We start from the raw sequence: 16,218 nt of genomic DNA, 5'->3' as shown, positions 1-16,218 counted from the left end.
GCTACAAGTTTTGCTCGAACAATTTAAAAATTCGACGATATTCATCAAGCCACGAGCTAGGCTCAACAAAGCCGTGAGATTCAACCGGGTAAATAGCCGTTTCAAAATTCTGCTTTTCTAATTCAATTAAGCGCTGTACTAAACGCACAGAATCTTGAAAAAACACGTTACTGTCGACCATAGGAGCATTAATGAGAAGTGGCACTTTAAGTCCTTGGGCAAAATAAATCGGAGAGCTGCGCTCATAAGCAATCGGATCAACATCAGGCGTATTAAGGATATTAGAGGTATAACCGAAGTTATAATGAGCCCAATCGCTTACAGGTCGCAATGCTGCCCCAGCTTGGAATAAATCAGGTGCAGTAAAGAGCGACATAAAGGTCAAGAATCCGCCATACGAGCCACCGTAAGTCCCTACCCTTGCCCGGTCAACATCAACGTTATCCACTAACCAGTTAACGCCGTCCCTTAAATCTTCTATTTCCGGTTTACCCATATGTCGGTAGATAGCAGTGCGCCAATCTCGACCATATCCAGCAGAGGCGCGATAGTCCATATCCAGCACCACATAACCTTGCTGAACTAACAAGTTATGAAACATAAACTCGCGGAAATAATCAGACCAGCCCAAATGTGAATTCTGTAAGTAGCCTGCGCCATGATTAAACACCACAGCTTTGCGCAGCGGCTCTCCTTCTTTTCTTGGCGTGGCGTACACCCGAGCATAAATGGCCTGCTCAGTATGACTCGATTTAATAGGCACTACATCAGGGGCTAACCAGTTCATGGCCAAAAACTCTTGGCTTACTGTGTGGGTGATTTGCTCAGCCTCAGCTTGTCCTATCGTCTGGATATACAGCTCTGGTGGCATGGTTAATTTTGAATGGGTAAGCAGTAGTGAATTTTCGTCTGGGCTTAATTGATAATCAGTCATGCCGTTGAGATTGGTTAATTCTTCTGTGATTTTATCCTCTAAAGACACACGATATATTTCGTAAATACCGGGGTGTTTTTTATTTGCCTTAAAATATATATGCCGATCGTCGGCTGAAATCCTTGGCTCACTCACTTCAAAGCGCCCTTGTGTCAGGGCAAGCGCTTTAGCATTATATGGTTTGAGGTATAGCTGACTGTAGCCACTTTCTTCCGACAAGTAATACAAGGTTTCACTGTTGCTTAACCAGCCGAAGTCATTCATTTTGTAATTAATCCAGGCATCATCGTGTAAACGGTGCTGAACACGCCATTTTGCCTCATTCACATCGATAGTACTTAGCCATCTGTCTTTATTATCAGCAGCTGCTAGCATTACAGCGACGTTGTTACCTTGGGAATGCCACTGAATAGGGCTTTGAGACCAGTACCAATCATCAATTAATCTGATGGTTCGAGGTAAACGATTATCAACGTAGGTTTTACCTTGTGCGACGGCATTTTCGCGTTTGACTGACGCGAGTACATCGTCGTTGTATCCCGGTAAATCTGTGTAAGATAAGCGTTTTGCTTCATGACGGGATAAATTGAGCAACCATACACTTTGCTCTACGGGTTTCGCATCTGCGACACGTTGACGCACTTCAACACTGGTTATCCGCCCATCATCATTTATGTAGTCAGGCATGATATCGCCTTTGTCGCGATCGGCGCCGCTTGGCTGCACAACTAACAACAGCCATTGGCCATTGGGTGACAAACTCGCCTCTACTGTTTCCTTATCTTTTCCAAGGTAAAATGGCTGAGGGGTTGATGCCCTATTTTGTTGTTGTAATTGTTGCTTTTGTACAAATTGACTCTGGCGATCCGCTCGTCTTTGCGCCACAACCTTTAATAATTTTTGTTGCTCTTGGGCGAGGTAGTCTTTGGCTACATCAACTCCAATAGGCGCATCGTCAAACTCCCAACTTGCGTGCATTTCCCGCATACCGTTATGCGGATCAATAACGATAAAACTATTGCCGCTTTGAAAGCTCACTCGACCATCTGTGAGAAATTGCAGGTTGTGAGGTGCTGAATTATCTTTGCTTAATTGACGGAGCCTATTGTCAGTTAAATCTTTATAAAATACATTGCCGGCAAAAATCCATGCCGCCCCTTGCTTAGTAGGGCTCAATACTCGATTTTTGTAAGCAAATTGGTGTTGCTCCTCGAGCGTTATCACTTCTGCGTTGTTAGGCTTATCGAGTGATGTAAGCAGTAAGTTGAATAACGGACTGCCCTGCTGCTTTTGGCTATAAATAATATGTTGGCTATCATCCGCCCAAAATGCTGACATTGGTTGACGACCTAGCCAATCAGGATCGGCCATTATTTGCGTTAGACTCAGTTGAGTGGCCTGGGTAGACGGGGTTTGCGCTTTTATGGTTGCTGGCAAAATAGCAGGAGGTACGGCGACATGTTGTGCTACTGTTTGCTGTTGATTGTTGGTCTGACTCGCCACACAAGCAAACAGTAAGCTGCTAGAGCAAGCCAATAAAAGACAACGTGTTAATTGATGCATAGAACCCCATAATTGATCATTTTAATAACATATAAGCGGGCTATTATTGGCAGGTTTATCTCAATGAACAAGTAAAAATAAAAACATTAAGACTGATCCAAAATCACTATTTAGATATAGTAATCAACACTTAACCCACCAAGGATTGTTATGAAAAAAATACTTATCGCTGCCCTACTATTTTGCTCTGGTGCCAGCCAAGCAGCTGAATGTCCTGACCTCTTGAAATTCATGAAGCGTAAGTTAAATTCGCAAGAAACCGTCAATTTTTGTGAAGCTTATCAAGGCAAGACAGTGTTATTTGTCAACACTGCCAGTAAATGTGGCTTTACCCCGCAGTTCGAAGGCTTAGAAAAACTATATTCTGATTATCAAGACAAAGGTTTAGTGGTATTAGGCTTTCCGTCAAATGATTTTAAACAAGAGTTTTCCGACGAAAGTAAAACGGCTGAATTGTGTGAGTTAACGTATGGGGTAAAATTTCCCATGTTTGAAACCATAGCAGTAAGAGGCGATGATGTAGATCCGCTTTATCGCATGTTGGCTAAAAAGTCGGGTACCACACCTAAATGGAATTTTTACAAATACTTAATGGATAAAGACGGCAACATCGTTGATTCTTATGCATCAAACACCAAACCCACCGATAAAGATTTTATTGCTGACATAGAAAAAACGTTAGCCCACTAACAAAAAAAGCCTCAAGGCCATTCACCTTGAGGCAGCCATTTTTTGTAGCACTGCACTTACGCTATTAGTGATGAGATAGATTTCTCAGCATTCGACCACGCAGTAGCTGCTGCATCGGGCCCCATTGCAAGTCCTTCTGCATAAACAAAGTCTATATCCGTTAAACCTAAGAAACCCAATACGTCTTTTAAGTATTCAGTTTGGGTATCTTTAGGTGTGCCTGCATACATACCGCCTCGAGCCGCTAGCACATACACTTTTTTATTGCTCAGTAAACCTTGCGGGCCCGTTTCAGTATACTTGAAGGTGATTCCAGCGCGGGCAACACGATCAATCCATGCTTTAAAGGTACTGGGTACGCCAAAGTTGTACATTGGCATGCCAATAACCACGGTGTCAGCCTGTTGCAAATCAGCAATAAATAGTTCAGATAGTGAATTAAGTGCGACTTGCTCTTCGCTGCGACTGCTGACTTCACTGCCCCATGCCAGCATTTCATTCATGGTTAAATGTGGCAATTCCATTTCAGCTAAATTTCGCTCTACGACATTCACTGCTGTGCTTGCTTGTAAACGCGCAAGCAATTTTTGACTTAAGATATTAGAATTACCTTTGTCGTGACTCAAACTGCTATTGATAACTAAAACATTTTTCATAACGTGCTCCTCGTGTTGATGGAGCCCAGTTTTAACTACAATTAGTCGAAAAAAAAGCGCATAAAATGCACTTTTTTGTTCGACTTTTTAGAACTAAATAGTTTAACTCAAGAATCCACCGTCAACCGTTACCGTAGTACCAGTGGTATAACTTGACGCATCTGAAACCAAGTAAAGCACCGCTGCGGCCATTTCGTCAGGTTGAGCAGTGCGTCCTAATGGTATTTGCAATAAGGCTGTTTTGAGGATCTTTTCGTTAGACGTGAGCGCCGAAGCGAACTTCGTTTCAGTTAAGCCTGGCAATAAGGCATTAACGCGAATATTTAAGGGGCCACATTCTTTCGCAAAGGCCTTAGTCATGCTGATCACCGCCGCTTTGGTAACTGAATAAATACCTTGCATCGGACCTGGAGAAATACCATTTACTGACGCGGTATTTAAAATCACGCCACCGCCCTGCTCTTTCATCATCTTCCCGGCTGCAATCGACATGAAGAAATAACCACGAATATTAACATCAACGGTTTTGTTATACGCCGCTAAGTCAGTATCAAGTATGTGACCAAAAAACGGATTAGCAGCAGCATTGTTGATTAAGATATCTAATCGACCATATTGCTGCTTAATGTTGTCAAAAATGGCATCAATCTGCGCCATTTCTCCCACATGGCAGGCCATCGCAACAGCGTCACCACCTTGTGCTCTAATCTTTGCCGCCACTTCTTCACATCCATCAATTTTGCGACTCGATACAATAACTCTGGCCCCATAAGCAGCCAATAAATGCGCGATTGACTCGCCAATTCCGCGGCTTGCACCAGTCACTAAGGCGACTCTTCCTGTTAAATCAAATAAATCTTTTTTCATTATTTTTCCTCGTTATTTGTTACCACGTTAATGCTGGTTATTAGGCTAACATGCCACCATCAAGCACCACAGATTGACCAGTCATGAAACTTGATTCATCACTGCACAGCCACGCAAGTGCGGCAGCAATCTCATGCACTTCGCCTAAGCGTTTCATGGGATTGGCTTTTATCATGGCATTGCGCACGCGCTCATCGACATGGGCTAAAACGTTCTCCACCATCGGGGTACGAATAAAGCTTGGGCATACTGCGTTAACGCGGATATTGGCTTTGGCGTATTCAACCGCTGCTGATTTAGTCAGGCCCATCACCGCGTGTTTGGTAGCAGAATAAGCGGCAATACTGGGAGCAGAATGCAAACCCGCCACAGACGCGATATTAATCACGTGGCCGCCACCGTTTTCAAGCATCTGAATTATCTCTTGCTTCATGCAGTACCACACGCCAGCAAGATTAACCGCGACATTTTTATGAAAAACGGCATCGTCAACCAAGTGCATGGGTGTGGGTGTGTGATCGATACCCGCGTTATTAATCGCAACGTTTACGGGTCCATAAATTGCCTTAGCGTGGCTAAATAAAGCGGCGACAGAATCCACGTCGCTCACGTCAGCAGCAATGAAAGTGGCGGTGCCTCCCGCATCACAAATTTGCTTAACTACGGCTTCACCTTGCTGTGTATTGCGATCACTCACCACTACCTTAGCGCCACGACTTGCCACTAAAATTGCCGTTGCTGCGCCAATTCCTGAAGCTCCACCGGTGATCAAAATATGTTTGTTCTCTACATTTTTTATTGCTGTCATTCTGCCTCTACCTTAAGCACTAATTTACCTGTATTTTCGCCTTTAAATAGCATCAGTAAGGTTTCAGGAAAGTGTTCGATACCTGTCACTACATGCTCTTTTGCTTTTAATTTACCTTGTGCTATCCAACCAGCCATTTCAGTCGCCGCTGCCGCGTAATTAGCGATGTTATCAAAGACAACAATGCCTTCCATACGCGCACGGTTGACTAACAAACTAAGGTAGTTTGACGGCCCTTTTACTGGCGTTGTATTGTTGTATTGACTAATTGCACCGCAGACAACGATCCGCGCTTTCATGCGAATTTGCGTCAGCACATCATCAAGAATGTCGCCGCCGACGTTATCAAAAAATACGTCAACGCCCTTTGGACAAAGACGCTTCAATGCGTTTTTAACGTTCTCATTTTTATAATCAATCGCGCCATCAAAACCCAGCTCATCAACTAGGTATCGGCATTTATCAGCACCGCCCGCGATACCCACAACCTTACACCCTTTTATCTTGGCAATTTGACCCACTACGGTGCCTACAGCGCCTGCTGCACCTGACACTACTACCGTTTCACCTGCCTTGGGTAAACCGGTTTCAAGTAAACCAAAATAGGCTGTCATACCTGGCATACCCAACACACCCAAGTAGCGTTCTAAGGGCGCAATAGTAGGGTCAATTTTATGCAAACCCGCCGTACTAACGGCTGCATATTGCTGAACACCGCAATGGCCGTATACATAATCTCCAATCGCGAACTTGCTATCCTTTGTTGCAACCACTTGCCCTACCGTACTCGCACGCATAACCGCACCAATTTGTACCGGTTCAATGTATGATTTACCTTCATTCATCCATCCGCGCATCGCGGGGTCAAGTGACACATAGATAATCTTGATCAGGACCTGCTCATCTTTGAGTTCAGGTATCTCTGTCTCAACAAAATCCCAATTATCACGATTTGGCGCGCCGATTGGGCGAGACTTAAGTAAAAATTGTTTATTTTTCATTTTGCATCCTGTTCGCTGTTGTCGGAGATTAAAACCACGCTTCTTGCATGGCTGAACAGCTATCGTCTACTTCACTTAACAAGCGAAGATCGCGAGCGATAGTGGGTAATTCCCAATGAATAAAATATTTTGCAGCTTGTAATTTGCCGAGATAAAAAGCGTTGTCTTCTTCGTTCTGATTGTCTGAAGCTAAGGCTTTTTCAGCCACATTGGCTTGACGGATCCACATCCAACTCACCACTATTTGCCCAAACACTGTTAAAAAACAACTCGCATTCGCCAGTAATACAGCTTGTTTATCTGAGGCAAGTCCTTGCGCTAAACTGGGTATTAATTCGCTCATTTGTTGTAAATAGGGATTTAACTGTGCGATCAGTTTCTGACAATCATCACCCTTCATGTGACTAAAGTCACTTTGCATAATAGTTTGTAATTGTTTTAAACCCGCTCCATTGGCTTGCCATAATTTTCGAGTTAGCAGATCCAAAGCTTGTATACCGTTGGTGCCCTCATGAATAGGGTTTAAGCGGTTGTCACGCCAACACTGTTCAACGGGATACTCCCGTGTATAACCTGCGCCGCCTAGTACTTGAATCGCTAAGTCGTTAGCCTTGGGACCATATTCTGATGGCCATGCTTTAACAACTGGCGTTAGTAAATCCAATAACTCAGCCGCGTCTGCGCGAACAATTTCATCTTCGTGGGTGTGAATATCGTCAACCAAGCGAGCCGCATAAAAACACAGTGCCATACCACCTTCTACATAGGATTTTTGCGCAAGTAACATGCGCTTCACATCGCCGTGTTGAATTATCGTCGCTGGTTTATCACTGGGTTTATTATTGGGTGCGACGCGTCCTTGCGTGCGCTCTTTGGCATAGGCCAAGGAATATTGATAGCCGCGATAGCCAATCATAGCTGCACCAAATCCCACCCCAAGACGAGCTTCGTTCATCATTAAAAACATGTATCGCAAGCCTTGGTGCTCTTCGCCTACTAAGTATCCATGGCAGTCGTCTTTTTCACCAAAACTCAATACCGTAGAGGTGGTACCTCGGTAACCCAACTTGTGGATTAATCCCGCCAGCGCTACGTCATTGCTGTGGTCCACTTCGCCCTGCTCATTTAAGCGGTATTTGGGCACCACAAACAACGAGATCCCCTTCACCCCAGCCGGTGCACCTTGTATTTTTGCAAGCACTAAATGCACAATATTTTTTGATAATTCATGGTCGCCAGCTGAAATGTACATTTTATTGCCTTTGATGCGATACTGGCCGTTATCTGTTTTGTAAGCGGTGGTATGAATGTCAGCTAATGATGAACCAGCATGCGGCTCCGTTAATGCCATCGTGCCGGTAAATTCACCGCTTAACATACGCGGCATAAAACGAGTTTTAATGTCTTCTGAGGCAAAGTTTCGAATCACGTTTGCTGCTGCAATAGTTAAAAACGGGTAGCTAGTAGAAGAAGGGTTTGCTGCTGAAAAATAGCCCGCACACGCGGTCATAATGGTTTCAGGAAGCTGCATACCGCCTTCGTCAAAATCATAGCGTGCAGCCATTAAGCCGGCTTGAGCATAAGCATCAAATGCCGCTTGGACCTCTTCGATCATTGTGACTTTTGTACCATCAAAAGTGGGTTCGTTAGCATCAGCTTTAGCATTATGCGGGGCAAACTTTTCAGTGGCGATTTTATTGGCAGTGTCTAGCACAGCATCAAAGGTTTCTTTGTTATGTTCCCTGAAGCGTTCTCGCTGACAAAGATTTTCAGTGTCTAATAATTCGTAGAGTTGGAAATGCAGTTCTTTTTCTTTAATTAGCTCAGTATTCATATTGGTTAGCCGTCACATCTTCGATTGAATAAACATGGCTTAGCTTGACAAAATTTAATAGAGACAATAATTGTCATTTATGACATATTAATGGTCATTTTAGCCACACATAACGGGCTGTTATTGGCGGCTAAAAATTTTGTTTATAACGGGGATGAAATTTTGTTTAAAGTAACAATTTTGGGGTTTAATCAAGCCTATGCGAGTGCCATTACCGGTGCATTAGACTTGTTTGCCTTAGCTGGTGTCACTTGGCAAAGAATGCAAGGGCTTCCGCCTACCCCATTTTTTGAAGTACAAATAGCCACCCTCGGCAAACAAGTGGTGCGCTGTATTAATCAACTTGAAATCAACAGTCATATCGCTATCGAAGAACTTAAAAAAACCGACTTGTTATTGATCCCCACTATTGGTGGGTCGTTGTTAAGTGTGCTGCAAGAGAATCGAAATTTACTACCGCACATAAAGCGACATTATGAACTAGGGGCAGATATTGCGAGCAATTGCAGTGGCGCCTTTTTGTTAGCAGAAGCAGGCTTACTTGATGGACGTGAAGCTACTACCCATTGGGGCTATGCTCAGTTATTTAAAAGTCGCTATCCCAAAGTCCACTTAGCGGCAGAAAAACTGATCACAACCTCAGACAATATTTATTGCTCTGGTGGCGGTATGGCGTGGTTTGACTTGGCTCTGTTATTAATTGAGCGTTATTGTGGTCATGACGTTGCGACCACGACAGCTAAGGCCCATGTCATTGATTTATCTCGCGGTCAACAAGCCGCATATGCGTCTATACGTGCTAAAAAATACCATCAAGATCCCGAAGTATTACAAGTGCAAGAATGGTTAGAAGCGCACTTCAGCCAATCAGTGCAAATTAGTGATTTGGCCGATTTGGTAAACTTAACAAGTCGCACACTCAATCGGCGATTTAAACAAGCTACCGAGCAAAATCCACTTGAATATCTGCAAGGCTTGAGGGTAGAGGCAGCTAAAAAGTTACTTGAAAAGTCCCATGATAGTGCGCAGCGCATCGTCAGCCATGTGGGTTATGACGACCTTAGCTCATTTACTCGCTTATTTAAGAAACATACCGGACTCTCTCCGAGTCAGTACGCCAAAAAATTTAAACGTTAATTTCATCCTTTCTTCATATTTACTCACTAATTTAATCTCAGCATAGCGCGTAGGCCTGCTCAGCCAATTTTGGCAAACATGCATAAAAATTGCTTTTTGTAATCCGTAGTCCACTTTTCGTTTTTTTAAATTCATCAAAAAGTGGTCACGAAGGGCTGTTCTAAACGCTAAATTTCAAGATTTTTTTGATAAATATTAATTACTTAAGCGCTTGAAGATACAGGCAACACGAAAAAGCAAGGTTTGCACCAAAACAAACCATACCTTTTGTTTTCGACCTATTTTAGGGAAAGCCTAGCTGGCTGAATGTGAAAGTTTATTACAGATAGCTAGTCAAAAAAGCATTTTTGATGTATATTTAACCAATTATTGTAATTTTATTACCAATCGGAGAGCTAATATGGCCTTTAAAAAGCAGTACTTAAAATCAAAAGCAGTATGTAAAGTGACTTTCAAAATTAGCAAAGACGAAGCTCGTGAAGCAGAATCAGTGCGTTTAGTCGGTGATTTTAATAATTGGGACACTGCTGCAGTGCCTATGAAAAAATTAAAAGACGGTAGTTTTACCGCAACAGTCGAATTAGAAAAAGATGCAAAATATCAGTTTAGATATTTGCTCAACGATCAAGAATGGGAAAACGATTGGAGTGCGGATGAATATCTCCCCTCACCCGTTTCTTTGGACGAAAACTCAGTGGTTGCTGTTTAAACTCTGAAAGTCCTAGCACTCAATAGCGAGTGCTAGGATTTTTTTTAAGCCCTGACTTATCTAAACACGCTACTCACCGCCGGAACTTGCTGGCCTTCAAAACTCACTTCATTTTGATTAAAATTTTGTAATAAGGTTTTTTCACCACGCCGACTCAAGCGTATACCATCGGCCAATTCTGTTGTGCCAATGGCAAGTTCTGCACACTGTTGTCTTATTACAGTCTTAATTAAGTTTTCAGACAAAGCACCAATCACCGTGACATTGTCTAATATCGTCACAGCGGCCAAGCCAGCCATTGGTCCATCACTGTATTTGAAAAGAGCTTTAGCCTTGCCAACTTCATAAGATTCGCACCACAAAGTCGCGGTGAAACTTACGTTAAAATCAGCATCACTTGCTTCTAAACTTTGACTTAAAGTGGGACGTAAAGAATCAAAGTTTGCCAGCTTTATCCCCACTAAATCAGCAATCGCCGAGAACTGTCCGTTTTGCGGTACTAAACCCGATTCAGTGCGAAAAGCTGTACGAGGACCAAACAGTATCTTAGTGTCTTTTGCCGTCTCGACTAATAAACGTGCAACCTCGTCAGTAACCAAGGTTAATGCTGGTGCAATAACTAAGCTGTACGCATTATTCTCTAAATCAAGTGGACTGATAATATCCACATCCAAGCCTAAACTTCTGGCGACTGAATAAAATTGATAAAATTGTGCCCAGTAACTTAAGTTCGCATTATGTGGCTGCTGATCGTAAATCCACATACTTTCAAAATCATGTAAAAACGCGATTTTCGCTTTCACTGGACTTAAGGGATACTGTGTTGGCTCAACATTTGCGACTTCCTGGTAACCACGATCAGCACGACCATCTTGTTGAAGTAAGCCAGAATGCATAATTTCTTGAGCCATGTGCGATGCGCGCCAACGGAAATAGATCACACTTTGCGCCCCATGAGCCCACGCTTGCGCTGTCCATAATTGCACAGCACCTTGTGCTGGAAGAGGATTATATTGCGCCCAATTTGCATGACCACATTGTTGCTCCATCACCCAAAAGTCAGTGCCATTTTTTAAACCTCGGTAAATATCATGATTTAAACTGACTAAATCAGGATGACCTGTACGAGCGTAGCGAGTCTTAACCTCTTCAGATTCCCATGTTGCAAAGTATTCCAACATGCCGATCGGGTAACTGTCCCACGCGACAAAATCTAAATTTTTTGTGGCCTTATATAAGTCAAATTCACTGGCAAAAATCACAAAATTATGGGTAATAAACCGCCCCGGTGATAGGTCTCGCAGTATATCAATTTGTAACTGCTGAAACGCAATGATCATATCTGAACAGTACCGTTTAAAGTCAAGCACTTGTGAGGGATTCGCTTGACGCACAGCACTCAGATTGGGTGAGCTGATTTGTGTCCAACTTGAATAAGTTTGACTCCAAAATACAGTACCCCAAGCCTCATTAAGGGCCTCTAAATTTGTATAGCGCGCTTTAAGCCATTGCTGAAAACCCGCCACACTAGAGGCTGAATATGATTGCGCTGTTCCTTCATGGCCAAGTTCGTTGTCAGTTTGCCAGCCTACAACAGCAGGATGCTTACCATAACGTTCGGCCATTGCGCGAACTATACGTTGGCACTCTTGGCGATATATGACACTGCCGTGGTCGTAGTGACGGCGTGAACCAAATTTTTTCACTTGGTTGTTTTCATCAACAGCCAATATTTCTGGGTGAGCTTCAATCAACCATGCTGGTGGTGTAGCAGTAGGCGTACCTAAGACAACATTGAGTCCGTGTTGTTGGTAAATGTCAATGGCATCGTCTAACCATTGCCAATCAAACTGCCCAGCTTGAGGCTCAATTTTTTGCCAACTAAACTCGCCAATCCTAATAAAATTGAGGCCTAATGCCTGTTGTTGTTGAGCATGCAATTGCCATTGATCTGAGCCAACATGCTCTGGATAGTCACATACACCGAGGTTCAAACAAGGAATGGGGGCTTTGTTCATAATAAACTCAATAAGAAAAATAAAGGAGGCAATTACTGTCTAACGCAGACAGCAAGCGTTTAGTTGTTTTCAGTCAATTAATCGCAGACTTGATTTTAATTATATGATAAATAACACATAACAAAAAGCCACAAAAGAATCTTTTGTGGCCTTCAATGTTTACGCAAGTATTTTATCGTTAAAGAGCAGCTTCAAGCTCTGGTAGCACGGTGAACAAGTCGCCTACTAAACCATAATCTGCAACTTGAAAAATAGGCGCCTCTTCATCTTTGTTGATAGCGACAATTACTTTAGAGTCTTTCATTCCGGCTAAATGTTGAATGGCTCCGGAGATACCCACTGCGATATAAAGTTGAGGCGCGACGATTTTACCCGTTTGCCCTACTTGCATGTCATTGGGTACAAAACCAGCGTCGACGGCTGCACGTGATGCTCCCATGGCCGCGCCAAGTTTGTCTGCAATCCCTTCTAGCAATTTGAAGTTTTCTCCATTTTGCATACCACGACCACCGGAAATAATAACACTTGCAGCGGTTAGTTCAGGACGCTCAGACTTGGTTAATTCAGCGTTGACAAAGCTGGACTTGGTCGCTTCTTTTACCACTGAGCAGGTTTCGATGGGCGCTGAATTTCCGGTTGCTGAGGCATCAAACGCCGCAGTACGCACGGTTAATACTTTAATGGTATCAGACGATTGTACGGTCGCGAGTGCATTTCCTGCGTAAATAGGACGTAAGAATGTATCGCTGCTAATCACTTTAATGACATCGGATAACTGAGCAACATCTAATAACGCGGCAACTCGAGGTAGGAAGTTTTTACCTGTGGTGGTCGCTGGTGCCACAATATGTGAGTAGTCTTTGCCTAGTTCGGCCACTAACTCTGCGATATTTTCGGCCAGTTGATGTTGGTACTCTGCACTGTCTGCACACAATACTTTAGTCACACCAACCACATTGGAAGCTTGTTCAGCAACGCTTTGGCAATGGCTGCCTGCCACTAAGGCATGAACATCATTGTCAATCTGGCAGGCCGCGTTGATTAATTTAAGAGAGTCTGATTTCAGCTCTTGGTTGTCATGTTCTACGTAAACTAAAATAGCCATTAGATCACCTTCGCTTCGTTTTTCAATTTATCCACTAATTCTGCTACATCAGCGACTTTGATACCGCCTTTACGTTGCGCAGGGGCTTCGACTTTTAACACTTTCACGTTTGATACTAATGACACGCCAAAATCACTGGCGGGTTTGACCTCAAGGGGCTTTCTTTTCGCTTTCATGATATTGGGTAACGAGGCGTAGCGAGGCTCATTCAGACGTAAATCGGTTGTCACCACAGCAGGCAAGCTCAGCGCAACGGTTTGTAAACCACCATCGATTTCACGAGTAACTAAGACCTTTCCTTCTTCCATTTTTACTTCAGACGCAAAAGTGCCTTGTGGCATGCCCGTCAACGCAGCAAGCATCTGACCTGTTTGGTTGTTGTCTGAGTCAATCGACTGTTTACCTAAAATCACCAGTTCGGGACTTTCTTGCTCAACAACTTTTTGCAGTAACTTGGCAATTTGTAATGAATCAAGTGATTCACTGGTATCGATTTGAATGCCACGGTCAGCGCCAAGGGCCAGCGCCGTTCTGATTTGCTCTTGGCACGCTTTATCACCAATTGATACAACAACGATTTCTGTGGCGATGCCTTTTTCTTTAAGGCGCACGGCTTCTTCAACTGCTATCTCACAAAATGGATTGAGTGACATTTTGGCGTTGGTCAAATCGACAGCTGAGTTGTCGGGTTTCACCCTAACTTTCACGTTGTAATCAATAGCACGCTTGATTGGCACTAGAATTTTCATTATTACCTCTGTCTATGGGTATCGATTGTATTAATAAGCATTATTAATGCTTAGATAAGTTGGCGTCAATTTACGTAATGTTAACGTAAACGTCAACTTACCATCGTTGTTACCATTTTTAACTGTAACTTCGTTTTGACAAATCTTAATGTCGAGTATGATAGGGATGTTAATGATTGAGAAATTGACGCCTTCAAGTCAACATGCCATTAACAAATTATTATTAAACAACTGTTTTTAAATGCTTTTTTATTTTCAATCATTAGAAGTTAATAACAGTAGTGATTTACAAAAACATAATAAGCCTTAACGAACATATCGTGAAATTAGTTCAAAACTACGCCAAAATCAGGCTATGTGCTTAGATTTTAAGGCTAAGTTCAGTATTTTTTTGATGAATAGATAAATATAAAAGAGGAACACATGGTGGAACGAGAATCGATGGAGTTTGACGTAGTAATAGTCGGTGCGGGTCCAGCCGGTCTATCTACAGCATGTCATTTAATGCAATTAGCTAAAAAAGCTGACAAAGAGCTGATGGTTTGTGTGGTCGAAAAAGGTTCTGAAGTAGGTGCCCATATATTATCTGGTGCCGTTTTTGAAACAAAAGCCTTGGCTGAACTTTTTCCAGATTGGCAAGAGCGTGGCGCACCGCTTCACACCAAAGTCACAGAAGATCATATTTATCTGCTCAAAGATGATACTAAGGCGACAAAAATACCCAATATTGCTGTACCAAAAACCATGCATAATGAAGGAAATTATATTGTCAGTATGGGGAATGTTTGTCGTTGGTTAGCAAGCCAAGCAGAAGAACTTGGCGTTGAAATATTTCCTGGCTTTGCTGCCGCTGAGGTGCTGTACAATGAAGATGGCAGTGTGGGCGGAGTAATTACAGGCGACATGGGCCTTGATGCTGAAGGTCAACCTAAAGACTCCTTCATGCCTGGCATGGAACTGCGTGCAAAATACACTGTATTTGCTGAAGGTTGTCGCGGACATTTAGGCAAACAACTGATTAAAAGATTTGATCTAGATAAAGATGTGTCACCCCAGCACTACGGTATTGGCTTTAAAGAAATTTGGGATATCGATCCTGCCAAACATCAAGAAGGCTTAGTGGTGCACAGCGCTGGTTGGCCGCTTTCAGATGCGACCGGCGGGGCCTACTTATATCATGCCGAGAATAATCAGGTTTTGGTTGGATTGATCATGGATTTAAATTATAGCAACCCACATTTAAGTCCATTTGATGAGTTTCAGCGTCTCAAACACCACCCTATTTTTAAGCAGTATCTAGAAGGTGGTAAACGCGTATCCTATGGCGCTCGCGCTATTGCAAAAGGTGGTTTTAATTCCTTACCTAAAATGACCTTTGCAGGTGGTTTATTAGTGGGTTGTGACGCTGGCACTTTAAATTTTGCTAAAATTAAAGGCAATCACACTGCCATGAAATCAGGTTTATTAGCGGCTGAAACGCTATTTGAGACCTTGCAAGATGAGAGCGAGCAAGGCGGGAAAGATCTAAACGCTTATACGGACAAATTCAAGGCGTCTTGGCTGTATAAAGAATTATTTAATTCTCGTAACTTTGGCCCAGCGATCCATAAATTAGGCACATTTTGGGGTGGCGCATTCAATACTATTGAACAAAATCTGTTTGGTGGAAATATGTTTATCACACTCAAGGATAACCATCATGACCACAATCAGTTAAAACTTGCCGAAGATTGTGTTAAACCCCGATATCCAAAACCAGATGGTGTACTCAGTTTTGATAAGCTCTCGTCAGTATTTTTATCTAATACTAATCATGAAGAAGAACAACCTTGTCATTTAAAATTACTAGACAAAACCATACCTATTTTAATTAATTTACCGAAATATGATGAGCCAGCTCAGCGTTATTGCCCAGCTGGCGTTTATGAAATTATTGAAAACCCACAAGGCGAAAAGGCTTTACAAATAAATGCGCAAAACTGCGTTCATTGCAAAACGTGTGATATTAAAGATCCGAATCAAAATATTAATTGGGTGGTACCAGAGGGAGCAGGAGGACCGAATTACCCTAATATGTAATCACCCGGAATTAAAGATGAAAAAAGCGAGAGTATTCTCGCTTTTTTATTGCGGTTTATATTATTTAA

Annotated in this window: 13 protein-coding genes; 4 read left to right on the top strand and 9 right to left on the bottom strand. The window is 42.8% G+C overall.

Annotated elements, in window-relative coordinates; genetic code table 11:
* Window position 1: 1 nt before the first annotated feature.
* Window positions 2–2,497 carry a prolyl oligopeptidase family serine peptidase gene (locus NWQ57_RS02795; RefSeq protein ID WP_306020488.1) on the bottom strand — a complete coding sequence of 832 codons (2,496 nt, stop codon included), beginning with the start codon at window positions 2,495–2,497 and terminating at the stop codon, window positions 2–4.
* Window positions 2,498–2,647: 150 nt separating this feature from the next.
* Between NWQ57_RS02795 and NWQ57_RS02790 the strand changes: the two genes are divergently transcribed.
* Entirely contained in the window at window positions 2,648–3,187 is a 540-nt protein-coding gene (locus NWQ57_RS02790) for a glutathione peroxidase (protein WP_306020487.1), read from the top strand.
* A gap of 56 nt (window positions 3,188–3,243) precedes the next feature.
* On the opposite strand, the gene NWQ57_RS02785 is transcribed toward NWQ57_RS02790, so the two are convergent.
* The 5 genes from NWQ57_RS02785 to NWQ57_RS02765 form a co-directional block, all read right to left on the bottom strand.
* Entirely contained in the window at window positions 3,244–3,843 is a 600-nt protein-coding gene (locus NWQ57_RS02785; RefSeq protein WP_306020486.1) for an FMN-dependent NADH-azoreductase, read from the bottom strand.
* Window positions 3,844–3,945: 102 nt separating this feature from the next.
* Window positions 3,946–4,710, bottom strand: a complete 765-nt coding sequence (locus tag NWQ57_RS02780; RefSeq protein ID WP_306020485.1) for an SDR family oxidoreductase — start codon at window positions 4,708–4,710, stop codon at window positions 3,946–3,948.
* Window positions 4,711–4,750: 40 nt separating this feature from the next.
* The gene (locus tag NWQ57_RS02775) at window positions 4,751–5,518 is read right to left on the bottom strand and encodes an SDR family NAD(P)-dependent oxidoreductase (RefSeq protein ID WP_306020483.1); all 768 of its coding nucleotides are present in this window, start codon (window positions 5,516–5,518) and stop codon (window positions 4,751–4,753) included.
* Complete coding sequence (locus NWQ57_RS02770) at window positions 5,515–6,519, bottom strand: NADP-dependent oxidoreductase (protein WP_306020482.1); 1,005 nt, start codon at window positions 6,517–6,519, stop codon at window positions 5,515–5,517. The genes NWQ57_RS02775 and NWQ57_RS02770 overlap by 4 nt, the downstream gene beginning before the upstream one ends.
* A gap of 28 nt (window positions 6,520–6,547) precedes the next feature.
* A complete protein-coding gene (locus NWQ57_RS02765; RefSeq protein WP_306020481.1) occupies window positions 6,548–8,353 on the bottom strand; it encodes an acyl-CoA dehydrogenase in 1,806 nt (601 codons plus the stop codon).
* Window positions 8,354–8,515: 162 nt separating this feature from the next.
* Between NWQ57_RS02765 and NWQ57_RS02760 the strand changes: the two genes are divergently transcribed.
* Window positions 8,516–9,490, top strand: a complete 975-nt coding sequence (locus NWQ57_RS02760; protein WP_306020480.1) for a GlxA family transcriptional regulator — start codon at window positions 8,516–8,518, stop codon at window positions 9,488–9,490.
* Between the two features lie 400 nt (window positions 9,491–9,890).
* The gene (locus tag NWQ57_RS02755; RefSeq protein WP_306020479.1) at window positions 9,891–10,199 is read left to right on the top strand and encodes an isoamylase early set domain-containing protein; all 309 of its coding nucleotides are present in this window, start codon (window positions 9,891–9,893) and stop codon (window positions 10,197–10,199) included.
* A 56-nt stretch (window positions 10,200–10,255) separates the two neighbouring features.
* On the opposite strand, the gene NWQ57_RS02750 is transcribed toward NWQ57_RS02755, so the two are convergent.
* From NWQ57_RS02750 to NWQ57_RS02740, 3 genes are all read right to left on the bottom strand, one after another.
* The gene (locus tag NWQ57_RS02750) at window positions 10,256–12,217 is read right to left on the bottom strand and encodes a beta-galactosidase (protein ID WP_306020477.1); all 1,962 of its coding nucleotides are present in this window, start codon (window positions 12,215–12,217) and stop codon (window positions 10,256–10,258) included.
* A gap of 178 nt (window positions 12,218–12,395) precedes the next feature.
* Entirely contained in the window at window positions 12,396–13,322 is a 927-nt protein-coding gene (locus NWQ57_RS02745) for an electron transfer flavoprotein subunit alpha/FixB family protein (RefSeq protein ID WP_306020476.1), read from the bottom strand.
* Complete coding sequence (locus NWQ57_RS02740) at window positions 13,322–14,071, bottom strand: electron transfer flavoprotein subunit beta/FixA family protein (protein ID WP_306020475.1); 750 nt, start codon at window positions 14,069–14,071, stop codon at window positions 13,322–13,324. Before NWQ57_RS02740 ends, NWQ57_RS02745 begins: the two co-directional genes overlap by 1 nt.
* A gap of 441 nt (window positions 14,072–14,512) precedes the next feature.
* On the opposite strand from NWQ57_RS02740, the gene NWQ57_RS02735 reads away from it, so the two are divergent.
* Complete coding sequence (locus tag NWQ57_RS02735) at window positions 14,513–16,150, top strand: electron transfer flavoprotein-ubiquinone oxidoreductase (RefSeq protein WP_306020599.1); 1,638 nt, start codon at window positions 14,513–14,515, stop codon at window positions 16,148–16,150.
* Window positions 16,151–16,218 lie beyond the last annotated feature (68 nt).

The organism is Paraglaciecola sp., assembly GCF_030730205.1.
Taxonomy (GTDB): Bacteria; Pseudomonadota; Gammaproteobacteria; order Enterobacterales; family Alteromonadaceae; genus Paraglaciecola.
The sequence above is the reverse complement of the archived record's forward strand: the minus strand, read 5'-3'. Positions and strand labels throughout refer to the sequence as shown.

Coding starts and splice junctions, on each gene's coding strand:
- NWQ57_RS02740 (WP_306020475.1), bottom strand. CDS start 14,071: ATGAAAATTCTAGTGCCAATCAAGCGTGCTATTGATTACAACGTGAAA.
- NWQ57_RS02780 (WP_306020485.1), bottom strand. CDS start 4,710: ATGAAAAAAGATTTATTTGATTTAACAGGAAGAGTCGCCTTAGTGACT.
- NWQ57_RS02735 (WP_306020599.1), top strand. CDS start 14,513: ATGGAGTTTGACGTAGTAATAGTCGGTGCGGGTCCAGCCGGTCTATCT.
- NWQ57_RS02750 (WP_306020477.1), bottom strand. CDS start 12,217: ATGAACAAAGCCCCCATTCCTTGTTTGAACCTCGGTGTATGTGACTAT.
- NWQ57_RS02745 (WP_306020476.1), bottom strand. CDS start 13,322: ATGGCTATTTTAGTTTACGTAGAACATGACAACCAAGAGCTGAAATCA.
- NWQ57_RS02755 (WP_306020479.1), top strand. CDS start 9,891: ATGGCCTTTAAAAAGCAGTACTTAAAATCAAAAGCAGTATGTAAAGTG.
- NWQ57_RS02770 (WP_306020482.1), bottom strand. CDS start 6,519: ATGAAAAATAAACAATTTTTACTTAAGTCTCGCCCAATCGGCGCGCCA.
- NWQ57_RS02785 (WP_306020486.1), bottom strand. CDS start 3,843: ATGAAAAATGTTTTAGTTATCAATAGCAGTTTGAGTCACGACAAAGGT.
- NWQ57_RS02765 (WP_306020481.1), bottom strand. CDS start 8,353: ATGAATACTGAGCTAATTAAAGAAAAAGAACTGCATTTCCAACTCTAC.
- NWQ57_RS02790 (WP_306020487.1), top strand. CDS start 2,648: ATGAAAAAAATACTTATCGCTGCCCTACTATTTTGCTCTGGTGCCAGC.
- NWQ57_RS02795 (WP_306020488.1), bottom strand. CDS start 2,497: ATGCATCAATTAACACGTTGTCTTTTATTGGCTTGCTCTAGCAGCTTA.
- NWQ57_RS02775 (WP_306020483.1), bottom strand. CDS start 5,518: ATGACAGCAATAAAAAATGTAGAGAACAAACATATTTTGATCACCGGT.